The sequence below is a fragment of the Mycobacterium shottsii genome (assembly GCF_010728525.1).
Lineage (GTDB): Bacteria > Actinomycetota > Actinomycetes > Mycobacteriales > Mycobacteriaceae > Mycobacterium > Mycobacterium marinum.
In genome coordinates this window covers 4,792,053-4,815,514 of the sequence record NZ_AP022572.1, presented here as the reverse complement: position 1 = coordinate 4,815,514, position 23,462 = coordinate 4,792,053, and the positions used below count along the sequence as shown (strand labels likewise).

Below are 23,462 nucleotides of genomic sequence, written 5' to 3'. Positions count from 1 at the left end.
AATTCAACCGGTGTTGCCCGGTTGGGCACCTAGCGTCGAACCGAAGAAGTCGCGCAAAGCATCCCAGTGGCGGCGGGCAGCATCGGCGTCGTAGCCGGGGTTGTCCGAAACGGCGAATCCGTGTTCAGCACCATAGGTTTCGATCGTGTGGTCCACTCCGGCCGCGGTCAGGGCCCTGCGCAGGGTTGCGGCCTGCTGCGGAGGGAACAGTTCATCGTTGTCTGCTGCGGCGACATACACTTTCGCGCGCATCCGGCTGGCCAGCAGGTGCGGACTGTTGGGATTGTCGGCAGCCAATTGACTTCCGTGGAATGACGCGACTGCCGCGACACGATCCGGACATCGTCCGGCGACGATCATCGAGATCCGTCCGCCCCTGCAGTATCCGCATACACCAACCCCGTTGTCGCGCACCTCTGCTCGCGTACTGCGTTAGTCGAAGTAGGCATCGGCATCACTGGCCATCATGTCGGGAATCAAACTGTCTCCCAATGCCATCATCCGTGCCCGCTCGCCTGGATCGGTGAATGCCGACGGCAACGAGAATGGGGCGTAGCCACGATGGCGGTAGTACATGTCGGGTAGCAACACCGCATAGCCGAAACCGGCCAGGGTCGCCGCCATCTCCTGAAAGGTCGGCCGGAATCCGCCGACATCGGGATACATGACGACGCCCGGCACCGGTTCGCAGGCATCAGGTAATAACAGGCTCACCGGACAGCTGCCGTCCGGGGTAGACACGGTGTCTTGCACATGGTGCACAATGACGTTCTACACGCTCGCGCCACCCGGCGGGCGTCGGGAACGTCAATTTGCCGAGCCGCCGGCCCGCCGAACAACTCGGCGGCGAAGCCTCGCTGGGTCGCGAGGCGAGGCGATTTGTTGGTTGGCTCCGGGCCCGGGATTGCGCGGTCCTGCGGCGTTGCTACAGCTCAATTCATCGTGATGAGTTTCGGTGAGACCATTTGTCACATCGGCCACCTGTGACCAAATCTTGTCGAAGCCTTGACCATTCAGGTCGCGCGTACTTACGCACCGTCTGCCATGTCGCCCCTAACATCGTCGAAACAACAATGACAATTTGGTCATCTCAAAGGGTGATAAACGCGATGCGGGCAGTTGTTGGGTCTGTTCTAGTGGTGATCGGGATCGCTGCGGCAGTGGTCGCAGGGCCAGGTGACGTACGTCTGGCGGGGATCAACCGGTCGCAGGGCAATTTATCGATTGCATCACTTCGGCCCACGCGGGGCGAGGTGGTGGGTGTTGCGCACCTCGTGGTGGTGACGTTCAGCGGGCCGGTCGCCGACCGGCATGCGGCCGAGCGCGCCATCGCGGTGAAGTCGGCGCCCGCGATGACCGGTAGGTACCAGTGCCTCGACAACAACGTTGTGCAGTGGGTTCCCGATCAATTCTGGCCGGCGCACAGCACCGTGGCCCTCTCGGTGGGCGGCGTATCCTCGCAGTTCAAGACGGGTCCGGAGGTCCTCGGTATTGCTGACATCGCAAATCACACCTTCACCGTGACTATCGATGGGGTCGAGGCGGAACCGCCGCCTCGGTTACCCGCCCCGCACCACCGTCCCCATTGGGGTGAAGATGGGGTGCTTCCCGCCTCGATGGGTAGATCGGAGTATCCGACGCCGGTCGGCACCTACACCGTCTTGTCGAAAGACCGCTCGGTGATCATGGATTCGAGCAGCGTCGGAATACCCGTGGATGTTCCTGACGGTTATCGGCTCACGGTGGACTACGCCGTTCGCATCACCGGCCGCGGCCTGTATGTGCATTCCGCTCCGTGGGCGACACAAGCAATGGGGGTGGAGAACATCAGCCATGGCTGCATCAGCCTGAGCCCCGCCGACGCCGAGTGGTACTTCAACACGGTCAATGTCGGCGACCCGGTGATTGTGAAGGAAGGGATTACCTCGCAAGTCAAGTCGGCTGATCCCATCCCCGCCCGCACCATCAAGTCGGCCGATCCCATCCCCACCCGCGCTGTTGAGGGGCCGCCGGGCCAGCCCGAAGAGCCGGCTCCGCCCGGCAACTGATCAGGGGTTACAGCAGGGCGCAACCGGTTGGGTGGCCGCGGCTAACGTCGCACCAGTGACCACCGTGGGTGCCGGTGGGGCCGGTGCCGGCGGGCGACCAGGTAGGACGACTGGGTCAGCCGTCAGCGCCGGGTCGACGGCGGTGGGCTCGCCTTTGCCCCCGGCCTGAAGCAGTAGTGGTGCGGCGGCCGGTCCCGGAGCGGTTACCGGCACCGGGGCGCCAACCGCCACTGGTACCGGCGCGCCCGCTGGCAGCGGTACCGGCGCGCCCGCGGGCACCGGTGCGGGTGCCGGCGCCGGGATTGGTACCGGTCCGGCGGCGGGGACCGGCAGCAATGGGCCGCCCGCGACGGGCACCGCCCCCGCTACCGGGGGCCCGGGCAGGATCGGCGCCATCACTGGCGCCGCACCCGCCGCGGGTGCTCCAACCCCCGCCATCTGTTCCACACAACTGGGGCCGCCCGTTCGCAACGGCGTCGCCGCCGCGCTGGGGCTTAACGCAAAGGCGGCCCCGCACAACCCGGCACTGGCGGCCACTGCGATGTTGATCCGATCAAACTTTCTCAACGACAACTCTTCTCATGATCGCGCTCAGAAGGTATCTCCGCGAACGAACGGTGCGGCGGAACTGTATCGCTGTCCGGAGATCTTTTCTAGACGAGCGGACGATTTAGTTGCCGAACCGATGCGCGGCGGGGACGTCGTAACCGTGTCTTCTCCAAAACGATTTGCTACGGATGAGATTGGGTATCCATGAGCGCTGTCGGTCACAAGAGCATTTCGAACCAAACATGTTCGGTGACAGTCCTCTTGGCAACATCGGCACGTGTCCGTGGCCATGAAAAAGTAGCCACTGGTGGCCAAGTCGAGGTATCCAGTTTTGGCCAGATAAAAGTATCCACCCCGTGTTCGTCGTGTCGATCAGGAACTGTGGGCCCCGATGGTGACGGTGAAGGCGCCAACCAATGGCCATCACCACCGGGGAGTTCTATTGAAGTCTGTGAAGGACCGCATGGACATCATTTCTGCCGATCAACAGCTCGGGTCGTACCGGGCCGCCGCCGACGCGTGCGGCACCACGCATCGCACCGTCAAGAAGATCATCGACAAATTCGAGGCCGACCAGGCCGGCATACCGCCGGCACGGCGGGCCGAACGAGGGCACAACTACGATTCGGTGGCCGAGCTGGTCGCCGAACGTGTCGAGAAATCTGGAGGCCGGATCTCGGCCAAGCGGCTGCTGCCGATCGCCCGCACCGCAGGCTACCAAGGCTCGGATCGCAACTTCCGGCGTCTTGTTGCCGAGGCGAAGACGTTGTGGCGCAGCGCCAATCACTGCGGGCGCCGTCCAGCGGTATGGTCACCAGGGCAGTACCTGGTGATCGACTGGGCCCAAGCGGCACCGGGATTGTTCCTGTTCTGCGCGGTGCTGGCATTCTCCCGGTGGCGATTCGTGCGTTTCGCCGCCGACCAGAAGGCCTCGACCACGCTGGCGTTGATCGCCGAAACCCTGTCGGCGATCGGCGGGGTCCCGGCGTGGGTGCTGGCTGATCGGATGGCCTGCCTCAAAGGCGGGTAGTCGCCAATGTGGTCGTCCCGACCCCGGATTACATCCGACTGGCCACCCATTACGGGTTCGCCCGGACTTCTGTCACGCCAACGACCCACAATCCAAGGGCATCGTGGAGAACCTGTGCGGCTATGCCCAACGCGACCTGGCGGTGCCGCTGCTGACCCAGTCCGCTGTCGACGGCGTGCCGATCGACATCCGGGCCGCCAACGCCGCTGCGGCGGCGTGGTGCGACGAGGTCAATGCCCTGGCGCACTCGGAGATTCAGGCGATTCCCGACGAACGGTTGGTCTCCGAACGCCAAGTACTGCAACCACTTCCATCGTTGCGCTTACAGATCGGGGCGCCCACGGTGCTGCACAAGGTCGACCGACTCTCCTGTGTGCGCTACGGCTCGGCCCGCTACTCGGTACCCACCCGGCTGATCGGCACCACCGTGGCGGTGGTGGTCGATCACGGCGCGGTCTGCCTAGGGCGTGTCTGCTTAATGTGAATGGTGTTTTGGCTGATGCTGTTTGGGTGATGCGGACGCATGCGATTTCTGATGATTTGTGGTCGCTGATCGTGGCGGTGTTGCCTGCGGGGCGGCGGCGTGGCCGGCCGTGGAACGATCATCGACGTACTCTGGAGGGCATTATCTGGCGTTACCGTACGGGATCTCCGTGGCGTGACCTGCCCGAGCACTTCGGTCCCTGGCAATCGGTGGCCGAGAGGCATCTACGCTGGTCGGTCGATGGCATCTACGCGCGGATCTTCGCGGCGATCGCCTCTGACCTCGACGCCGAGGACGCCGACCTGGGCGCACTGTTGTCGGTCGATTCGACCAGTGTGCGCGCCCACCAACACGCAGCCGGAGCGCGCCCGGGCGCCGCACAGGGGGATCTGTCGAATTACAAGAAATATCTCGATGAGCCCGATGACCACGCCATTGGGCGTTCCCGCGGCGGGCTGACTACCAAGATCCACGCCTTGACCGACCAGCTGTGCAGTCCGGTCACCCTGGCACTGTCGGCCGGTCAAGCCGGTGATAATCCGATGCTTTGGCCATTGCTGGCCGCCCGGTGCAGCAACTCATACGCCCCGTTTCACCTGCTGGCGGACAAGGCGTACTCCCATGACTCGACGCGGGCACAGCTGCGCCGGCTCAAGATCGCCCATACCATCCCCGAGCGCAGCGACCAGATCACCCGCCGCAAAGCCAAAGGCCGCAACAGAGGACGGCCTCCGGGGTTCTCAGGCCGAATCTACAAGCACCGCAACACCGTCGAGCGAAGCTTCAACCGGCTCAAACACTGGCGCGCGGTCGCCACCCGCTACGACAAATACGCCCTGACCTACCTCGGCGGTGCCACCCTGGCCGCCATCATCACCTACCACCGCGTCCGCAATTAGCAGACAGGACCTAGGCGGCAACAGCATCCTGGCGATGCGGGTGTCGTCCGCGATCGAGAAGTTTCTGGGTGTGGATCTGCCAGTGCGGCTGATGTTCGAGGCTCCAACTGTTGAAAGCCTCAGCAGACAGGTGGAATCACCCTACAGCTCAGTCGAATTGGCTCCCGTTGAGCTGCTCAAGCAGGGCGCTGGAACGCCGCTGTTTTGCCTGCCGCCTGGTGGCGGGCTCAGTTGGATATATCGGAATCTGGGCGCCTATCTGGACTGTCCGATCATCGGCATTCAACAAGTTCCGTCAGATCAGGAAGTAGAACCCGGATCGGTTGGGGATATGGCACGACGCTATGTCGACATGATTCAGGCGCATCACCCTGATGGCCCCTACAACCCTCTCGGTTGGTCCATGGGGGGCGTGGTCGCCCATGAGATTGCCGTTGAGCTCCGCCGGCGAGGATGCGAGGTCGGCCGGCTCATCGTTCTGGACGCGGCCGGCGAGGTCGATAGCGCCGACAGTGTTGCCGAGCCAGCATCCGAAAGCGATGTCCTGGAACTGATCTTGGTCGCTGCGGGAATCGATATCGCGGAACACCCGCGGCCCCTTACCTATCAGCAGGCAGAAGCACTACTCAACCAACGCACACCGGTCGAGTTCTCGCTCCCGCCCAGGCGGATTGTAGAAGTCATGCTTGACAACATGAACGCCAATCAATCAATGAGATTGAAGCATGTCCCGGATGTATTTGACGGTGACATGATTGTCTTCTCCGCCAAGCGGGACAGCGGCGGCCGATCACTCGCAGATAGTTGGCGGCAATACGTTGCCGGCGATATCACGGAATATCCCATCTATTGCACACACGAGGCGATGTTGAACATCGAATCACTGCAATTATTCGCAGAGCGGATCGCTATCTACCTGCGTTAGTTGAACGGCAATAGGACCGACTCGCCCTGAGACTGGAGGCACGACCAATGAACCGCCGCTATTTGTCGGATGAAGAGATACAAGGACTGAACCGAAACCTCCGAATACTGGTCACGACAAATGGCACTCTCACCAGGATTCTCAATATCGTCACCGCCGATGAAATCGTCATCGAGAACATCGATCAGGAGATTCTGCCCGACGCGCCGACTCCGCCGGACCGCGGACAGTTGCCCAAAGGCCGAACTCTGCTGCGCAATGTAGTGCTCAAGGGCAGGTATTCTGGGAGCTCATTCGTAGCCGCAGAGACTTCGATCGTCGTCGATCGAGTCCCGCCCGAGCTCATAGAAAGCCTGGTGAACACGGACCGTCCGATTGGCGAGTTGCTGGTGGCGAGTCGCATTGAGTTCTTCAAGGAAGCGCCGGAAGTCTGGATCGGCGAGTTGCCGGAGTGGATCGTGGCTCCGGAATACGGAATCTCACAGCATCAAGCCCTCGCCCGCCGATACACGATCATCATCTCGGGTCAACCGGCGATAGTCATCACGGAGCATTTCCTTCCGGAGATATTCATCTGCTGTCTCAACAACGACATCGCGATCAACAAGGACATTCGACCCATAACGGCACCAAGGCCCAAACAGTGACTTGAAGCGGCGGCATCGGCACCAACCCGACTGTAGGAAGTTCCAACTTTCTCTACGTGTAGGTCTGCCTTAAGGCAAGGGCCTGCATCCCTGCGCCATGCGGGGAAACGAATGTGTTCATAGTGGCGAGTCAGGACGCGTTCATTCTGCATGCGAAATAACAATCTAGCGTGGCTGCTTGCCAACCAAGCATTGGCGTCAGAATGGTCGGCATCGCCGGCATACTACGCGCCGAACATTGTGACCCACGCCCAAATCCATGAGGGTGCTGCGCGCCTCGGCAACGTGTTTGGTTCCCGGGGTCTGCGCACTGGCGACCGTGTCCTGCTGTGCCTCCCGGACTCAACCGATTTGGTGCAGTTACTGCTGGCCTGTCTGGCTCGGGGGATTGTGGCGTTCATTTCGAATCCGGAGCTGCGCCCCGACGACCATACATTCCAGGAGCAGGACACGCAGCCGGCACTTGTGGTGACCACTGATGCTCTGCGCGACAGGTTTGCGCGGTCCGGCATCGTGGATCCGGGGGAGCTGTGGGCGCAAGCCAACCAGGCCAAACCGGCGGCCTACGAGCCGTTGACCGGCGATGCCCTTGCCTACGGCACCTATACGTCCGGTACCACCGGCGCCCCCAAGGCAGCGCTGCATCGGCACGGCGACGTGTGGGCATTCATCGACGCCATGTGTCGCAATGCATTACGGCTCACCCCCGACGACGTCGGGCTAAGCATCGCGCGCATGTATTTCGCCTATGCTCTAGGTCCTGTCTGCTAATTGCGGACGCGGTGGTAGGTGATGATGGCGGCCAGGGTGGCACCGCCGAGGTAGGGCAGGGCGTATTTGTCGTAGCAGGTGGCGACCGCGCGCCAGTGTTTGAGCCCGTTGAAGCTTCGCTCGACGGTGTTACGGTGCTTGTAGATTCGGCCTGAGAACCCCGGAGGCCGTCCTCTGTTGCGGCCTTTGGCTTTGCGGCGGGTGATCTGGTCGCTGCGCTCGGGGATGGTGTGGGCGATCTTGAGCCGGCGCAGCTGTGCCCGCGTCGAGTCATGGGAGTACGCCTTGTCCGCCAGCAGGTGAAACGGGGCGTATGAGTTGCTGCACCGGGCGGCCAGCAATGGCCAAAGCATCGGATTATCACCGGCTTGACCGGCCGACAGTGCCAGGGTGACCGGGCTGCACAGCTGGTCGGTCAAGGCGTGGATCTTGGTAGTCAGCCCGCCGCGGGAACGCCCAATGGCGTGGTCATCGGGCTCATCGAGATATTTCTTGTAATTCGACAGATCCCCCTGTGCGGCGCCCGGAGCGCGCTCCGGCTGCGTGTTGGTGGGCGCGCACACTGGTCGAATCGACCGACAACAGTGCGCCCAGGTCGGCGTCCTCGGCGTCGAGGTCAGAGGCGATCGCCGCGAAGATCCGCGCGTAGATGCCATCGACCGACCAGCGTAGATGCCTCTCGGCCACCGATTGCCAGGGACCGAAGTGCTCGGGCAGGTCACACCACGGAGATCCCGTACGGTAACGCCAGATAATGCCCTCCAGAGTACGTCGATGATCGTTCCACGGCCGGCCACGCCGCCGCCCCGCAGGCAACACCGCCACGATCAGCGACCACAAATCATCAGAAATCGCATGCGTCCGCATCACCCAAACAGCATCAGCCAAAACACCATTCACATTAAGCAGACACGCCCTAGGACACCCTGTCGGCTCCGGAGGCGGTTTCGAACATCAACTGGTGTTCGGCAATGCGAATCCGGTCACCTTCGGTTAGCGCGGTGCTGGTATGAACACGTCGGCCAGAAACGGAAACGCCGTTTAACGACCGCAAATCCACGATGACGAAACTGGACCCGGTGTCAACGATCGCGGCGTGGTGACGGCTGACCTTGCCACCGGAAAGAACGATGTCATTGTCCGGGCTGCGTCCGATGCGGGTGGTGGTCGCGACCAACGGATACCTACGTTCGTTCGCGTCGCGTAGTGAAGGGCCGTGGGTGGCGTCCGGAATGGCCGGCATGTGGACCGACAGGGTGCTGATGGTTTCATCGGCGTTCGCCTGGGCGGTCTTGCAGACGTCGAGTGGCCGCTGACGCAGGATTCGTCCATATAGCGCGCGCACCGTAGGAGCGGGGTCGACACCGAGGTCCTCTGCCAGCCTGTCCCGCAGTCGACGATAGGCATCGAGCGCATCGGATTGGCGTTCGGCCAGATAGTAAGCGGTGATCAGCTGCACCCAAAGCGGTTCCCGGTAGGGGTGGTCGGTGGTGAGTGCCTCCAGCTCGCCAATCACCGACTGGGCTCGGCCGCAAGCAATTTCAACTTCAGCGCGAGCGATCTGTGTGACCAGTTTTTCCTCGGCCAGTCCGGTGGCGAAGGCGTCGAAGAAGTTGAAGTCGCGTAGGTCGTCGAGCACCGGACCGCGCCACTGGGCAAGCGCGGCCGAGAAGTGCTCGCTAGCTTGTTCAAAGCCCGAAGCCGCGGCGGCCCTTACCCCGGCGTGCTTTTCGGCCGCGAATCGGCCGAGGGCGTAGGTCCTGTCTGCTAATTGCGGACGCGGTGGTAGGTGATGATGGCGGCCAGGGTGACACCGCCGAGGTAGGTCAGGGCGTATTTGTCGTAGCAGGTGGCGACCGCGCGCCAGTGTTTGAGCCGGTTGAAGCTTCGCTCGACGGTGTTACGGTGCTTGTAAATTCGGCCTGAGAACCCCGGAGGCCGTCCTCTGTTGCGGCCTTTGGCTTTGCGGCGGGTGATCTGGTCGCTGCGCTCGGGGATGGTATGGGCGATCTTGAGCCGGCGCAGCTGTGCCCGCGTCGAGTCATGGGAGTACGCCTTGTCCGCCAGCAGGCGAAACGGGGCGTATGAGTTGCTGCACCGGGCGGCCAGCAATGGCCAAAGCATCGGATTATCACCGGCTTGACCGGCCGACAGTGCCAGGGTGACCGGACTGCACAGCTGGTCGGTCAAGGCGTGGATCTTGGTAGTCAGCCCGCCGCGGGAACGCCCAATGGCGTGGTCATCGGGCTCATCGAGATATTTCTTGTAATTCGACAGATCCCCTGTGCGGCGCCCGGGCGCGCTCCGGCTGCGTGTTGGTGGGCGCGCACACTGGTCGAATCGACCGACAACAGTGCGCCCAGGTCGGCGTCCTCGGCGTCGAGGTCAGAGGCGATCGCCGCGAAGATCCGCGCGTAGATGCCATCGACCGACCAGCGTAGATGCCTCTCGGCCACCGATTGCCAGGGACCGAAGTGCTCGGGCAGGTCACGCCACGGAGGTCCCGTACGGTAACGCCAGATAATGCCCTCCAGAGTACGTCGATGATCGTTCCACGGCCGGCCACGCCGCCGCCCCGCAGGCAACACCGCCACGATCAGCGACCACAAATCATCAGAAATCGCATGCGTCCGCATCACCCAAACAGCATCAGCCAAAACACCATTCACATTAAGCAGACACGCCCTAGCCGCCATCGGCAACCGTGAGTCGGTATCCCGGTGGCATGTTTGCCAGCAGTTCTCGAGTCTCGATGCCGGCACCGGCCATCAGACGACGCAGCTTTGACACGTACGCGTATAGCGTTTCTCGTGCCCCCGCCGGAGCCCCCTGTTCCCACGCCGCCTCGATCAACGCATCGATTGCGACGGGGCGGTTGCGATTGATCAGCAACGCCGCCAGCACCGCCCGTTGCTTGGGGGTGCTCAACGGCACGGCTGCGCCATCGATCGTCATCTCCAATGGCCCGAGGACACCGAAACTCAACACGATCTTTCCGCCATCAACCCTCTGGCCCGCCTAGGGGAGCAGCACCGTTCACGACTCCCTATTCTGGGTGAGACGCGAGCCGTTGGCGGTGGGATTACCGAATCGTGCTCGTGAGCCGCCCAGTCGGGCTGCCGTGTTGCTGCCGCGCTTGATCGCGGATCGCCCGGATCAATTCCGCCTGGGCCGGTGGGCGCCGACTTGCCCAGGTCCGAAGATCCGCCCGGATCGGTTGGGCCGTCGTCGCAACGCTTCAAGGTCGGAGACACCCAAACGTTGACAGTGTAACCGTGACAGTGTCAGTATCGACGCATGGCCGAGCGGGCGTCGTGGACGCTGGACGAGCTGGTGCGACGGGTTGCCGCCGGGCTGGCCGATCCCGCCTACCCGGGAGCGCCCAACGGCCGGGTCCGCCAGCTTCCCGATCGACGCTCGGTGCGGTGGTACACCACCACCGGGCTCATCGACCGGCCGGTCATGCAGGGGCGCACCGCGTTGTATGGCCCGCGGCACCTGCTGCAGGTCATTGCGGTCAAACGCCGCCAGGCTGAGGGCCGTTCGTTGGCCGACATTCAAGCCGAGCTGGCCGGAGCGACCAATGAAACGTTGAGCAGGGTGGCCGCCGTTCCCGACGAACTGGTGACGGCCGAGGCGCGGGCGTCGGCCGAGGTCCACCCGAGCCGCCGCAGCCGCTTCTGGGCCGATCGGCCGGTCACCGTAGAACCGGCGACCGACGGTGGCGGTGCTGACACTGTCACGTCGCTTGCGGCGGTAAGCCTGCCTGGCGGGGTAACGCTGTTGCTGCCCGCCGAGGGCCAAGGCCGCCCCGGTGACGACGATCTGGACGCGATCCGTGCGGCCGCCCGGCCACTGCTGCAACTGTTGGCCGACCGCGGCTTGCTGTCGGGCCTGCTATCCCAGGATGAGATGAACGGAGCCCATCATGACCGTGCGTATCACGCCGACGACTGAGGCCGATACGACCGGCCCCGTCGCCGCCGACGGCCAGCCTGGCCCGGGCGCGCTGAGCACCGACCGGGGCGGCCTGCCACTCGAACGCGTCGATGTTGGGGTCGATATCACCGGACTCACCAGCCGATTCGAGCTGAGGCAAGACTTCGTCAACGTTTTCGACGTAGCCCTGGAAGCCAGCTACGTGTTCCCGCTGCCAGATAGTGCGGCGGTCACCCGTATGCGGGTGAGCGTCGACGGGCGCGATGTTGAGGCCGAGTTGCGCGAGCGTGAGGCTGCTCGCCGCGCTTATGACGAGGCCATCGCATCGGGGCGATCGGCCCGGATCCTCGAGGAGGATGGGCCGGACGTGTTTACTATCCGGGTCGGCAATATCGTGCCCGGTCAACGGGTCACCGTCGCGCTCACCATCATCAACCCCCTGACCTACGAGGATGGTGAGGCAACATTCCGCTTCCCATTGGTGGTCGCACCCCGCTACATCCCGGGTGAACCGCTGGCCGATATTGCTGTCGGCGACGGCTACGCCGACGACACGGATGCGGTCCCCGACGCATCTCGGATCACCCCGCCGACGCTGGTGGCAGGATTTGCGCACTCGGTTCCGGTGACCATCGACGTTGGGATCGACCCCGCCGGTTTCAACCTGTCGCAGGTGCGATCAAACATGCCCGCGGTGACCGGTGCCGATGGGCGGATACAGGTGACACCCGGTGCACCGGCCAACCGGGATTTCGTCTTGCGGCTGGACTACGACGCGCAGGAACTCGCCAGCTCGCTGGTGCTGGTTCCCGATGCCGACGGCGACGAGGGCACCTACCAGCTGACGGTGCTGCCGCCGGCCGGTGTCGCAGCACCGCGCCCACGGCACCTGGTGCTGGTGCTGGACCGCTCCCGCAGCATGGCCGGGTGGAAGATGACGGCCGCCCGCCGCGCCGCATCCCGCATCGTGGACGCGCTCACCAGCGACGACCGGTTCGCGGTGCTGACCTTCGATGACGGCATCGAGTATCCGGTCGGTCTGCCCGCGGGGTTGACCGAGGCCAGTGACCGGCATCGCTATCGCGCGGTCGAGCACCTCGCTCGCGTCGAAGCGCGCGGCGACACCGAAATGCTCGCGCCGTTGCGGCGGGCGCTGGCCCTGTTGGGCCGGGAGCAGGTGGCCGACACCGATGATGCGGTGCTCATCCTGATCTCCGACGGGCAGGTCGGCAACGAGGACCAGCTGCTGCAAGAGCTGTCCGGCGATCTGGGGCGGGTACGGCTGCACACGATCGGTGTCGATGAGGCCGTCAACGCCGGATTCCTGCGCCGCCTGGCCGGTGTCGGCGGGGGACGCTGCGTGCTGGTGGACAACGAGGACCGCCTCGACGAGGCCCTGCCCGGCGTCATCCAGCGCTGCGCACGGACGCCGCTGGCGACCGGGCTGGAAGTACGTGCCGCGGGGTTCAGGGCTATCGAGGACACCGTGAGCCCGGCTCGGTTGCCCGACCTGTTGCCCGGGGTGCCGCTGGTGGTGTCCGGACGGTATCGGGGGAGTGCGCCCGGCTCGCTGACCGTGCGCGGCGCCACCGAGGCGGGCGCGGACTGGTCGATCACCGTGGCCGCGGAGCGCTGCGCGGTCCCAGCCGTGACGGCGCAATGGGCGCGGGCCCACCTGCGCGACCTCGAGGACGGCTACGCCGCGGCGCCGGCGGATACCCGAGACGACGTGGCGACGCGGATCGTCGACACGTCGCTGCGCTTCGGTGTCTTGTGCAGGTTCACCGCCTATGTCGCCGGTGAACTTCGGGACGGCCGCGTGGTAGCCGAGGGCGCGCTGCACCACCGGGTGATCCAGCCCGTCGCGGTGCCGGCCCCCCAAAGCCCGCCGCGAGTCAGGGGCGCGTCGCAGAATGCGGTAGCGACCCGCCGGGCGGAAGGATCCGCCCGCGGCGACTCGGAAGCCAAGCGATCGAAAGTGCGAACGGTCAAGCTACGCAACGTAGTTGCGGTGGCGCTGGTCAGTGCGCTGCTGGTTGGCACCGGCTGGATCTGGTCGCTTAGCGGCGACAGCTTGTCCACCGCGACGCGTGATCAAAGCACCGGCATAGTGGGCGGCACGCCCCCCGAAATCGCGGATTCAATCGGGATTCCGGAGACCAAGGGCAGCCTCGGCGGCACCGAGAACACGGTCTCGTTGCCGGAGGTGCCGCCGCCACCAAGGACCCCGGCGGACGGAACCTACAAACGGGACATCATCACCAACGGATCGCTGCAGATGGTCGTCGCAGCGCCCGCCCAAGCCGCCGACCAGCTGGCAGTCGCGGTCTCCGACGCCGGCGGCAGGGTCGACTCGCGCTCGGAACGCTCCGGGGCCTCCTCGCCCACGGTCAGCCTCGTCGTGCGCATCCCCGCCGACAAGCTCGACGGCGTTCTGGCCGACGCGAAGAATCTCGGTGAAGTGGAATCGATGTCGATCGGCCACACCGACGTCACGTCCCAACGCGTCGACCTCGACGCCCGCATCGAGGCTCTGCAAACATCGGTGAATCGCCTGCGCGAGCTGATGGGCCGGGCGGGCAGTGTTGCCGACCTGCTCGCCGCGGAGTCGTCGCTGACCGAGCGTCAGGCCGAGCTGGACTCGCTGCGGGCCCAGCGCGCCACACTCGGTGACGAAATCTCCTATGCAACAATCAATGTCACTCTCTCGTCCAAACCGACGGTGGCGCCCGGTGGTTTCCTCGGAGCCCTCGAACGTGGATGGCAGTCATTGATCGCCACTGTCGATGGCCTGGTGTTGACCATTGGATTTCTGCTGCCCTGGATCCCGGTACTAGGCGTGCTGGTGCTGGCGTTCGTTTGGGTGTTGCGCCGCAAGATCTTTTCGCGCGCCTCCCGAGTCGGCCATGGCACCGACGAGGACTCGGAAACGGAGTCCTAGGGCAGGTGTTCGGGCCACACTGGACCGCGGAGCAGCCGATCGCGAAGTCGATCAGCCAGGGGCCTGCTCATTTTCGCCGCTTCCGGCGTCGCGGCATGCGGGCTGTTCGGCGCAACGGGTGTCGGAATGCGCAACGCGCCAGCGCGGTAGGGCTGCGGGTTGGTTGCGCTGCAACCAGTCGACCATGCCTTCGCGGACCGCGCAGCGCAGGTCCCACAGGGCGCCGGCATTGGGCGCACTGACCAGTATCCGCACCCGCACGTGGCCGCCGACGGCGTCGGTCACCTGCAACGCGCCAACGCGCTGGTCCCAAAGTTCGCTGCCGGCCAGCTGACGCTGCAGTTCGGCGCGCATCGCCTGCAGCCCAACCGCGAAGTCGACGTCGAGTTCGACGGTGCCCAGCAGTTCGGTGGCGTTGCGCGTCCAGTTCTCAAATGGTGTCGTGGTGAAGTAAGTGGTGGGCAAGACCAGCCGTCGCTGGTCCCAGAGGTTTACCACCACATAGGTCAGCGTGATCTCCTCGATGCGGCCCCATTTATCCTCGAGCACAACGACATCGCCGACGCGGATGGCGTCGGAGAACGCTATCTGGATACCGGCGAAGACCGCACCGAGCGAGGTCTGCGCGGCAAGACCGGCCACCACCGACAGCACGCCCGCGGAGGCCAACAGGGCGGTGCCGAGCGCGGCGAAGGCGGGGAAGGTCATCAGGGCCGCCGCCAGACCCAACAGCACCACGGCGGCCACCGCCAGCCTGCGCAGCGTCGTCACCTGGGTCCGGATCCGTCTGCGGTGCAGATCGGCATTGGTCATCGTCGCGTCACCACCACCGAACTGATTGATCGCGCGCCGCTCCGCGACGAGCACCAGGCTGGCCACCAGCCAGGTGATGGTGGCGATCAACAGCAGCACCAGGGTGTGGTCAACCCAGCCGTGTAAGGCCACGGCACCGTGCACGGAACCGTGTACCGCGACAATCGCGGCAATCACCATCAATGTGACCCGAAGCGGCTTGCAGGTAAGCGGCGCGATATCGCGCAGCAGTTCGCTGCGCCGGCCGATGCGTTTCAATATCCACGACAACAGCACGCCGAGCAGGTAGGCGCCGACCAGCGCACCGCCCACCCACGCCAGACTCACGGCGACACTGGCCGCGGATGGGACCTGAGACTGCTCCGGCATCGCGTGCGCTCACCTTCCAAACAAGATTCACGGGTCGCTGGTGACCGTACGGCAGCGCCGCCCAGCCGTCACCCGATGGTGTTGTCGTCGACGCGGATGAACCTAGGCCGACTCGGCCGGCGCCGGGTCGCTCGCGCGCTCACGCCACTTGCGGTACTCGCGCCGCGCGGTGACTGCCCCGACGATCGCGGTCACGCACCAGACGGCGATGGCCGCGTACGCCAGCCAGGACGACAGGTTCATGATGGTGGCACCCAGTGCGGTGTAGACGAACGCGCGCGGCGCAGATCCGATGAGCGACCCGAGGATCATCTGCCACAGCGGTACCCCGAAGGCCCCGAAGGTGCAGGAGGCCAGTGCGTCCGAGATGCCGGGGATGAAGCGCTGGCCAACCACCGCCCACAGCCCCTGACGTTCGATCCGTGCATCGAGACGATTGGCGCGGTCGGTGCCCAGCAGGACACGGGCGCTGTCCCGGCCCGCGCGTCGGCCGAGCAGGCTGGCGACCACCGCGGTGCCCACCGTCGCGCCTAGGGTCACGAATGTGCCCAGTACCGGGCCGAACAGCACGCCGCTGCCGGCCGCCAGGATCGGACCCGGGACGAACACCGCGCCGAGGACGGTCGACATCACGACATACGCCAGCGGCGCCAGGGGCCCGTCGCCGTGATCGCGCTACGGATCCCCGCGATGTCGATGACACGGGCCACGGCAACCAGATAGAACATCCCGAGCAGGAACCCGGCGAACAGCGCGAGCCGCACCAGGTGACGCCCCCGGCTGGCGGTTGGGGGCGCAGGATCGGTCGCGGTGTCGGTCATGGTGATATCCATCCTGCCGCACCACACGCACGCCGATGAACCGGCTGGTCGGGCTAGGTTGCCACCTCGGCTACGAAGGTGCCAGACGCCGACGTCCACTTGTCCGCAATGTCGAAGTTGCCGCAGACCCGGTTACCGTCGGTGACCAGCTGGGCCTTGCCCTTTGCCTGCGACATCTGCACCGTCGTTCGTCCGGTCACCCGGATCGAGAGATCGAACGTGTTGGGGTCTTTGCGGTCGCTGGAGGTGGTGTAGTCGCCTTCCCCGGCATTCTGCGCGCCGTTGGTGAACTCCAGCTTGAGGAACGCTTCGTCGGCCGCCAGTTCAATCTTGCGATCCTTGAGCTCCGCCAGCGGACGCTTGGTGGTGCCGATGTACACCACGATCGCCCTGCCGTGACCCCCCAGGCCGGCCAGCGGGCGATCTGCCGCCGCGTAGACGGTGGACCAATTGATCCCATCCGGGTAGCCGCCGTTTGTCGAGCTGACGTTGACCGCGGTCGCCGCGGGGCATTCACCGCCGCTGGCCTGGGCCGTGGTTGTCGAAGACGCCCCGCTGGCCGTCGACTGGGTCGGCGTGGTTGGTCCGGACTTCGTCGAGTCCGAACCACAGCCGACGGCGAGGAAGCCGGGGGACAGGAGCACCGCGACCGCCGCCGCTCGAACTAGCGCAATATGCATGCTTTCTCCTACTTCTTGAATTTCGGATTGGTGCATGAGCTGGTGCCCGGCCGGTCGCCAAACCACGGTCCAGCGATTGGGCGGGCAAAATGTCTGATACCCGGCGTACCCACAGCGGGAATGCTAATCAGCTCGGGCGCCGAAGGATAAGACCCTACCCCGGGAGGGTATCGGTGTGACGTTCCCGGTTGCGGTGCGGCAGTCGATTCGTCGGGGCCCGACCGGCAAGTCGACGTGCTGTAGGTAGGACGGATTCGTCGTCCGGCCGGCGCGCATCCATTTCCGTGGGCGTATCTATCGCATGGATGATGGCCCGCTGGTTTCGGATTCAGGTTCATCGCGGCGCTCGGGCCGGGCATTCACCGGCCGGTCACCCGCTTGCCGTGTCGGTTTGATGCCCGGGCCGGTGACACGGGATCGAAGTCCGTATGCGGTTGACCGGGGTGCAGATGCGAGGTGGGATGGTACCCGCGAAACGACCGCCACCGACGGCGTTGGGTTTATGTAGCGGTGGAGTTCGCAAAACTTGAGCAAATCCTCACGGCACACGTCCACGCAGGCATTGGGCGGATATCGTTGGGCCTTTGAAGAGCAAGTCTTGCAGCGACAGGGTGCTCTGGGTGGCGCCAAGTTCGGCGACGGGAGGAAGCGACAGTTGCACCTCGTAGACGACGATCTCTTTCTTGTCGACATCGCGGCAGGTGAGACTGACGCGCTCGCCCGCCCCGTCGCCCAGTTCGGCATCGATGCGCTCGCGTATCGTGCCGAGCGACAATTGCCGGCCCTGCGCCTTCTCGAACACCGGATCGAGGATCCTGCCGAGCTGGTCGGCGAGTGTCACGGCATCGCTGAAGTAGACCGCCGGTGTGACGCCGGAACAGCTGCCATGCGCTTACCACTCGTGGGGCACCATGGCCTTGATGTCCGACATCATCGACTGCAACTTCGATTGCACGTCCTGCGGCAGATCCAGCGACGCGATGTCGGTATCGCGTAGATGGTCACGAGCCCGACCTTCGTCCGCCTTTGGCACGTCGCAGAACTGTTCGGTTGGGGGTTGGGGCCAGAGCCCGTGCAGGATCAATGCCCGCCCCAACTTCTCTACGTGACCGGATCTGCATCCGGAGTTGTTGCGCTCCACCCGGCACAGGCTGGGGCCCCAGGTCATCACGAGCAGGCTCGAGCTGCTGTTGCCGGGTTGTTTGGAGGGTGGCGGCGAGCGGTCCACCACGAGCAGGCTGAAGGCGACGGCCGCGACGACAATCGCCGCGAGACCGGCCGATATCGAAAGTACAGCCTTATCGCCTCGCCGCAGTTGCATGGTCCACTCTTCTCAGCGGTGTCGAGTGGGAGATTCCCGCACTCGCCCAAACCAGTAACGCAGTACAGCTTTTCACGTCCGTGTGTCAACGTTGGTGGATCGCCCGCCAAAGATCACATGTGTTTGCCGAAGCCGACGAGCTCGCGGCGCCGGAAACGCGTCTCGTGAACGAGATCGATCGCTGGTTCCAGCGCAGAGCGCGCCGGGAAGGCCGCTTGGTTTCTCTCTACACGAGCCTGCTCACCGGCCGGATCTTCGCCTACTTCCGCTACCGGCTGCGGTCCGCGTTCCTGCTCGACACCAGCCGATTCGCCGTTCACGTCATCGAATTCCTGCTGCTGCTCTCCAGCCTCGGTGGGCTGGCCGTGTATACCGTCATGGTGCTGCGAATCGGCAGCCTGATCGCCGGCGGCGGCTGGTGGGGGCTGCTCGAAGTGATGCGGGAGCGGCTGAGGGGTTTCTTCCGGGCCGGGGACCGGGATGCGGCCGAACGTGAAATTGGTTCTTGGTTGGTTCTTTCGGTGATTGTGGCCGTGGTCTTGATGATCGGTGCCGGTGCTGCACTGACGTTGTTGCGCCCCTCGGGCGACGACTCGATTGCGCACCTCTATGCACTTCTGGTGGTCCTGGAACTGGCGCTCGGCTTTCCGGTCCGGGTGATCCATTCCGGGATCTATGCCACTCGGCGCATCTATCGGCCTAGGGCGTGTCTGCTTAATGTGAATGGTGTTTTGGCTGATGCTGTTTGGGTGATGCGGACGCATGCGATTTCTGATGATTTGTGGTCGCTGATCGTGGCGGTGTTGCCTGCGGGGCGGCGGCGTGGCCGGCCGTGGAACGATCATCGACGTACTCTGGAGGGCATTATCTGGCGTTACCGTACGGGATCTCCGTGGCGTGACCTGCCCGAGCACTTCGGTCCCTGGCAATCGGTGGCCGAGAGGCATCTACGCTGGTCGGTCGATGGCATCTACGCGCGGATCTTCGCGGCGATCGCCTCTGACCTCGACGCCGAGGACGCCGACCTGGGCGCACTGTTGTCGGTCGATTCGACCAGTGTGCGCGCCCACCAACACGCAGCCGGAGCGCGCCCGGGCGCCGCACAGGGGATCTGTCGAATTACAAGAAATATCTCGATGAGCCCGATGACCACGCCATTGGGCGTTCCCGCGGCGGGCTGACTACCAAGATCCACGCCTTGACCGACCAGCTGTGCAGTCCGGTCACCCTGGCACTGTCGGCCGGTCAAGCCGGTGATAATCCGATGCTTTGGCCACTGCTGGCCGCCCGGTGCAGCAACTCATACGCCCCGTATCGCCTGCTGGCGGACAAGGCGTACTCCCATGACTCGACGCGGGCACAGCTGCGCCGGCTCAAGATCGCCCACACCATCCCCGAGCGCAGCGACCAGATCACCCGCCGCAAAGCCAAAGGCCGCAACAGAGGACGGCCTCCGGGGTTCTCAGGCCGAATCTACAAGCACCGCAACACCGTCGAGCGAAGCTTCAACCGGCTCAAACACTGGCGCGCGGTCGCCACCTGCTACGACAAATACGCCCTGACCTACCTCGGCGATGTCACCCTGGCCGCCATCATCACCTACCACCGCGTCCGCAATTAGCAGACAGGACCTAGATGGTTGATGTTCGCTCCCACCTTCGTTCAGCTGGAAATTCTCACCGCCGGCCTCTACTGGTATCCCACCGCCGCGATCATCATTGCGATCGTCGCGTCCAACGCCATCGGCATTTGGGGCACCGTGCACTTCACCCTCGAAGTCTATCGGCTGACCGGGCTGTGGCCGAAACTGGGGGCACCCTGGTACGCATTCTGGCGGCTGTTGCCCAAGATCCCGCCCTGGCTTGGTCTGCAGACAACGCTGTCGGGACTTGTGTTGCGCATGGACGCGATCATCGTGCTTGCCATTGTCGGCGTGTATGGGACGAGCACGCGATCGTTTGATCTCACCGCCGGTGTGGCGGCGTGGCGGCACGTTGATGTGTTCCAGTTCTTCTATCTGGTGCTGCCGTTGTTTTGCGGCGCCTTCGAGGGCGCGGGGCTTTTCTATTTCGATTTCGTCCGGCTGCGCAGTATCCCGGCGCTCAGGGAATTTCGGCTCTTCTTCTTCCACCGTCTCCTGATGATGACGCCGCTCATCGCCCTGTTCTTCTGGTCGCTTGCTGCCGTGCTCGGGACCTATGTCCTGCACGACATTCCGCTGAGCTTCCTGTTTGCGTTGCTTCCGCTTTTTGTCGTGCGCAGTTTGATCGGGATGTACCAGATCCGCCTGTTCTCCGAAGGTCGTTTCGGCACCCACCTGTTGACTGTCGTGTTGCTGGCCGGTTTGTTGTGGCTGGTATGGATGGACCGCAACCCCGCCTCTGACCTGCAGCGGGCGACGGGCTGCATCGTTTCGTCGTCCAGCCCGGACGCGTCGAGAACGACCGCGACCGGGTTACCCATATATGGCGTCGCAGAGAACACGTCGACCTGAGCAAAATCATATGAACGGGCCACCGGCGTTGGGCCTTTAGGATATCTAGCTGGCAAGGTTTCGCCGCCGATCGTAGTTGGCCCGAGCGGGCCCTAGATGGGCCTACCCGGGTGTCTGGACTCGTCGCGGGGTTTCGGCGCCCCGCATCAACAGACCCAGGACAACGGCGACGATCAACAGAGCGGGCACATCACCGGCCAGGTGGCCGCGCTCGTGTGGGTCGCCGATCGCCTGCGCGGCCATGATCGCGGCGTGAACGACGCTCGATACCACCGTGAACCAGATCAGGCTGCGGTGGGCCAGCGGATCTCGTGCCGCGATCAGAAGGAAGACGCCAAGTGTGGTGTAGATGCCGATGATCATCGTGAGGTAATGCGATGACCCATGACCCCAACTCCTGCCGGATGGCCAGATGATGGTGAGGGGGTAGACGGCGAAGGTGAAGATCAAGCCGACGGCGATGAGCGCCGCCCGTAACAAGTTGGTCCGATTCTGGGTGTTCGTGTCGAGGTTCGGCATCGCGCGACGCTTTCGGTTACTGCCATTGAGACATCAATTTTACGCCGGTCCAGCCCGCACCGGGATAGTGGTTATACTGACTAAGTATTTTCAGCTTCGACATCGGAGGGCGCATGCCACGCACAGACAACGACAGCTGGGACTTGGCCACCAGTGTGGGGGCGACGGCCACGATGGTGGCGGCGGCGCGGGCGATCGCCACCAATGCCGACAACCCCTTGATTGCGGACAGGTTCGCCGAACCGCTGGTTCGTGCAGTCGGCGTGGACTTTTTCACGCGCTGGGTCACCGGCGATCTGGTGGTAGCCGACGTCGACGATACGGAGTCTGGTTGGCAGCTAGCGCAGATGCCAGATGCGATGGCCGTGCGGACTCGCTTCTTCGACGCGTTCTTTCAGGATGCGACCCGCGCCGGCGTCCGTCAGGCGGTGATCCTGGCGTCGGGCCTGGACGCGCTCGCCTACCGATTGGATTGGCCGGCCGGGATGACGGTTTTCGAGATAGACCAGCCGGAGGTGATCGCGTTCAAGACCACCACGTTGGCAGGGCTGGGCGCAGTACCGCGAGCCGACTTGCGCACGGTGGCCGTCGATCTGCGTCAAGACTGGCCGAAGGCCTTGACGGAAGCGGGTTTTGACGCCGGTCGCCCTACCGCGTGGATTGCTGAGGGGCTCTTCGGCTATCTCCCTCCGGAAGCTCAGGACCGACTGCTGAACAACATCAGCGCGCTCAGCGCCACGGGCAGCCGGCTGGCCTGCGAGGCGATCCCGAACAGGCCGCAGCAAGACGCCGAAAAGGCGCGGGAATTGATGCGCAAGGCCACCGCCAGATGGCGTGAGCACGGGTTTGAGCTGGAGTTCGGTGATCTCGGCTATGAGGGTGACCGAGCGGATGTGGAGTTGTATCTGCAGAACCTGGGCTGGCAGTCGGTCGGAACCCAGATGAGTCAGCTGTTGGCCGACAACGGTGCCGCGCCGATCCCGCACAACAATGACTCGGTGACCATGGCAGACACGATCTACTACAGTTCGGTCCTGACGGCATGACGACGGTGCTGCGCCGGGGCTTCAACGACGCCGTCACGGGGATCTGGAGTTTGTTGGCCCCGGCCTACGACTTGGCAATCCTGCAGCAATGGGTATACCGCCCGCCCCATGACGAGGTTCTCGCCCAGCTGCGCGCCCACAAATCTCGCAGGATTGCTGATATTGCGTGCGGCACTGGCATTCTCAGTGCTCGGATCGAGCGCGAACTGCACCTTGACGAAATCTACGGTGTAGACATGTCGCACGGGATGCTCGACCAGGCCCGGGCTAAGGTCCTGTCTGCTAATTGCGGACGCGGTGGTAGGTGATGATGGCGGCCAGGGTGACACCGCCGAGGTAGGTCAGGGCGTATTTGTCGTAGCAGGTGGCGACCGCGCGCCAGTGTTTGAGCCGGTTGAAGCTTCGCTCGACGGTGTTGCGGTGCTTGTAGATTCGGCCTGAGAACCCCGGAGGCCGTCCTCTGTTGCGGCCTTTGGTTTTGCGGCGGGTGATCTGGTCGCTGCGCTCGGGGATGGTGTGGGCGATCTTGAGCCGGCGCAGCTGTGCCCGCGTCGAATCATGGGAGTACGCCTTGTCCGCCAGCAGGCGATACGGGGCGTATGAGTTGCTGCACCGGGCGGCCAGCAATGGCCAAAGCATCGGATTATCACCGGCTTGACCGGCCGACAGTGCCAGGGTGACCGGACTGCACAGCTGGTCGGTCAAGGCGTGGATCTTGGTAGTCAGCCCGCCGCGGGAACGCCCAATGGCGTGGTCATCGGGCTCATCGAGATATTTCTTGTAATTCGACAGATCCCCCTGTGCGGCGCCCGGGGCGCGCTCCGGCTGCGTGTTGGTGGGCGCGCACACTGGTCGAATCGACCGACAACAGTGCGCCCAGGTCGGCGTCCTCGGCGTCGAGGTCAGAGGCGATCGCCGCGAAGATCCGCGCGTAGATGCCATCGACCGACCAGCGTAGATGCCTCTCGGCCACCGATTGCCAGGGACCGAAGTGCTCGGGCAGGTCACACCACGGAGATCCCGTACGGTAACGCCAGATAATGCCCTCCAGAGTACGTCGATGATCGTTCCACGGCCGGCCACGCCGCCGCCCCGCAGGCAACACCGCCACGATCAGCGACCACAAATCATCAGAAATCGCATGCGTCCGCATCACCCAAACAGCA

General features: G+C 64.2%; 14 protein-coding genes and 12 pseudogenes. 11 read left to right on the top strand and 15 right to left on the bottom strand.

Annotated features, from left to right (window positions below; translation table 11 throughout):
* Positions 1 to 3: 3 nt before the first annotated feature.
* Positions 4 to 762, bottom strand: a pseudogene (locus G6N41_RS22265) (dienelactone hydrolase family protein).
* A 347-nt stretch (positions 763 to 1,109) separates the two neighbouring features.
* On the opposite strand from G6N41_RS22265, the pseudogene G6N41_RS22260 reads away from it, so the two are divergent.
* A pseudogene (locus G6N41_RS22260) lies at positions 1,110 to 1,916 on the top strand (L,D-transpeptidase); the annotation flags it as partial.
* A 132-nt stretch (positions 1,917 to 2,048) separates the two neighbouring features.
* Here the strand turns inward: G6N41_RS22260 and G6N41_RS22255 are convergent.
* Positions 2,049 to 2,615 carry a hypothetical protein gene (locus G6N41_RS22255; RefSeq protein WP_198965675.1) on the bottom strand — a complete coding sequence of 189 codons (567 nt, stop codon included), beginning with the start codon at positions 2,613 to 2,615 and terminating at the stop codon, positions 2,049 to 2,051.
* Positions 2,616 to 3,039: 424 nt separating this feature from the next.
* On the opposite strand from G6N41_RS22255, the pseudogene istA reads away from it, so the two are divergent.
* From istA to G6N41_RS22230, 5 genes and pseudogenes are all read left to right on the top strand, one after another.
* Positions 3,040 to 4,090, top strand: a pseudogene (istA, locus tag G6N41_RS22250) (IS21 family transposase); the annotation flags it as partial.
* Between the two features lie 47 nt (positions 4,091 to 4,137).
* On the top strand, positions 4,138 to 5,010 hold the full coding sequence (locus G6N41_RS22245) for an IS5 family transposase (RefSeq protein ID WP_407663840.1): 873 nt from the start codon (positions 4,138 to 4,140) through the stop codon (positions 5,008 to 5,010).
* The gene (locus G6N41_RS22240) at positions 4,964 to 5,935 is read left to right on the top strand and encodes a thioesterase domain-containing protein (protein WP_198965674.1); all 972 of its coding nucleotides are present in this window, start codon (positions 4,964 to 4,966) and stop codon (positions 5,933 to 5,935) included. Before G6N41_RS22245 ends, G6N41_RS22240 begins: the two co-directional genes overlap by 47 nt.
* Before the next feature lie 47 nt (positions 5,936 to 5,982).
* Positions 5,983 to 6,582 (top strand): chorismate--pyruvate lyase family protein, encoded by a 600-nt coding sequence (locus G6N41_RS22235; RefSeq protein ID WP_198965673.1) that lies wholly within the window; start codon positions 5,983 to 5,985, stop codon positions 6,580 to 6,582.
* A gap of 150 nt (positions 6,583 to 6,732) precedes the next feature.
* A pseudogene (locus G6N41_RS22230) lies at positions 6,733 to 7,341 on the top strand (AMP-binding protein); the annotation flags it as partial.
* A gap of 8 nt (positions 7,342 to 7,349) precedes the next feature.
* Here G6N41_RS22230 and G6N41_RS22225 read toward each other — a convergent pair.
* The 4 genes and pseudogenes from G6N41_RS22225 to G6N41_RS22210 all read right to left on the bottom strand — a co-directional run.
* Positions 7,350 to 8,223 (bottom strand): annotated as a pseudogene (locus G6N41_RS22225) (IS5 family transposase).
* A 46-nt stretch (positions 8,224 to 8,269) separates the two neighbouring features.
* On the bottom strand, positions 8,270 to 9,190 hold the full coding sequence (locus G6N41_RS22220) for a BTAD domain-containing putative transcriptional regulator (protein ID WP_231609038.1): 921 nt from the start codon (positions 9,188 to 9,190) through the stop codon (positions 8,270 to 8,272).
* Positions 9,121 to 9,992, bottom strand: a pseudogene (locus G6N41_RS22215) (IS5 family transposase). The gene G6N41_RS22220 and the pseudogene G6N41_RS22215 overlap by 70 nt, the downstream one beginning before the upstream one ends.
* A 52-nt stretch (positions 9,993 to 10,044) precedes the next feature.
* Positions 10,045 to 10,341 (bottom strand): annotated as a pseudogene (locus tag G6N41_RS22210) (AfsR/SARP family transcriptional regulator); the annotation flags it as partial.
* Between the two features lie 309 nt (positions 10,342 to 10,650).
* On the opposite strand from G6N41_RS22210, the gene G6N41_RS22205 reads away from it, so the two are divergent.
* Together G6N41_RS22205 and G6N41_RS22200 are read left to right on the top strand one after the other, a co-directional pair.
* Complete coding sequence (locus G6N41_RS22205) at positions 10,651 to 11,310, top strand: MerR family transcriptional regulator (RefSeq protein WP_020730434.1); 660 nt, start codon at positions 10,651 to 10,653, stop codon at positions 11,308 to 11,310.
* Positions 11,282 to 14,233, top strand: a complete 2,952-nt coding sequence (locus G6N41_RS22200; protein WP_198965671.1) for a DUF4349 domain-containing protein — start codon at positions 11,282 to 11,284, stop codon at positions 14,231 to 14,233. The genes G6N41_RS22205 and G6N41_RS22200 overlap by 29 nt, the downstream gene beginning before the upstream one ends.
* A 51-nt stretch (positions 14,234 to 14,284) precedes the next feature.
* Here the strand turns inward: G6N41_RS22200 and G6N41_RS22195 are convergent, their stop codons facing one another.
* The 6 genes and pseudogenes from G6N41_RS22195 to G6N41_RS22175 all read right to left on the bottom strand — a co-directional run bounded on the left by G6N41_RS22195 (position 14,285) and on the right by G6N41_RS22175 (position 18,902).
* Positions 14,285 to 15,415: a mechanosensitive ion channel family protein gene (locus G6N41_RS22195; protein WP_198965670.1), complete on the bottom strand. Its 1,131-nt coding sequence runs from the start codon at positions 15,413 to 15,415 to the stop codon at positions 14,285 to 14,287.
* Between the two features lie 102 nt (positions 15,416 to 15,517).
* Positions 15,518 to 16,236: pseudogene (locus G6N41_RS22190) on the bottom strand (TVP38/TMEM64 family protein).
* 53 nt (positions 16,237 to 16,289) lie between these two features.
* Positions 16,290 to 16,916 carry a hypothetical protein gene (locus G6N41_RS22185; RefSeq protein WP_198965669.1) on the bottom strand — a complete coding sequence of 209 codons (627 nt, stop codon included), beginning with the start codon at positions 16,914 to 16,916 and terminating at the stop codon, positions 16,290 to 16,292.
* 538 nt (positions 16,917 to 17,454) lie between these two features.
* Positions 17,455 to 17,757, bottom strand: a complete 303-nt coding sequence (locus G6N41_RS29120) for a hypothetical protein (RefSeq protein WP_231608667.1) — start codon at positions 17,755 to 17,757, stop codon at positions 17,455 to 17,457.
* A 51-nt stretch (positions 17,758 to 17,808) separates the two neighbouring features.
* Complete coding sequence (locus tag G6N41_RS29115) at positions 17,809 to 18,237, bottom strand: hypothetical protein (protein ID WP_231608666.1); 429 nt, start codon at positions 18,235 to 18,237, stop codon at positions 17,809 to 17,811.
* A 113-nt stretch (positions 18,238 to 18,350) separates the two neighbouring features.
* Entirely contained in the window at positions 18,351 to 18,902 is a 552-nt protein-coding gene (locus G6N41_RS22175; protein ID WP_198965668.1) for a hypothetical protein, read from the bottom strand.
* A gap of 84 nt (positions 18,903 to 18,986) precedes the next feature.
* On the opposite strand from G6N41_RS22175, the pseudogene G6N41_RS22170 reads away from it, so the two are divergent.
* Positions 18,987 to 19,858, top strand: a pseudogene (locus G6N41_RS22170) (IS5 family transposase).
* 770 nt (positions 19,859 to 20,628) lie between these two features.
* On the opposite strand, the pseudogene G6N41_RS22160 reads toward G6N41_RS22170, so the two are convergent.
* Positions 20,629 to 20,754 (bottom strand): annotated as a pseudogene (locus tag G6N41_RS22160) (PhzF family phenazine biosynthesis protein); the annotation flags it as partial.
* 79 nt (positions 20,755 to 20,833) lie between these two features.
* Positions 20,834 to 21,250 carry a DUF6632 domain-containing protein gene (locus tag G6N41_RS22155; RefSeq protein WP_198965667.1) on the bottom strand — a complete coding sequence of 139 codons (417 nt, stop codon included), beginning with the start codon at positions 21,248 to 21,250 and terminating at the stop codon, positions 20,834 to 20,836.
* Positions 21,251 to 21,363: 113 nt separating this feature from the next.
* On the opposite strand from G6N41_RS22155, the gene G6N41_RS22150 reads away from it, so the two are divergent.
* Both G6N41_RS22150 and G6N41_RS22145 read left to right on the top strand, forming a co-directional pair.
* Entirely contained in the window at positions 21,364 to 22,296 is a 933-nt protein-coding gene (locus tag G6N41_RS22150) for an SAM-dependent methyltransferase (protein ID WP_198965666.1), read from the top strand.
* A pseudogene (locus G6N41_RS22145) lies at positions 22,293 to 22,568 on the top strand (methyltransferase domain-containing protein); the annotation flags it as partial. The gene G6N41_RS22150 and the pseudogene G6N41_RS22145, both read left to right, overlap by 4 nt.
* A gap of 10 nt (positions 22,569 to 22,578) precedes the next feature.
* On the opposite strand, the pseudogene G6N41_RS22140 reads toward G6N41_RS22145, so the two are convergent.
* Positions 22,579 to 23,452 (bottom strand): annotated as a pseudogene (locus G6N41_RS22140) (IS5 family transposase).
* Positions 23,453 to 23,462: the final 10 nt, after the last annotated feature.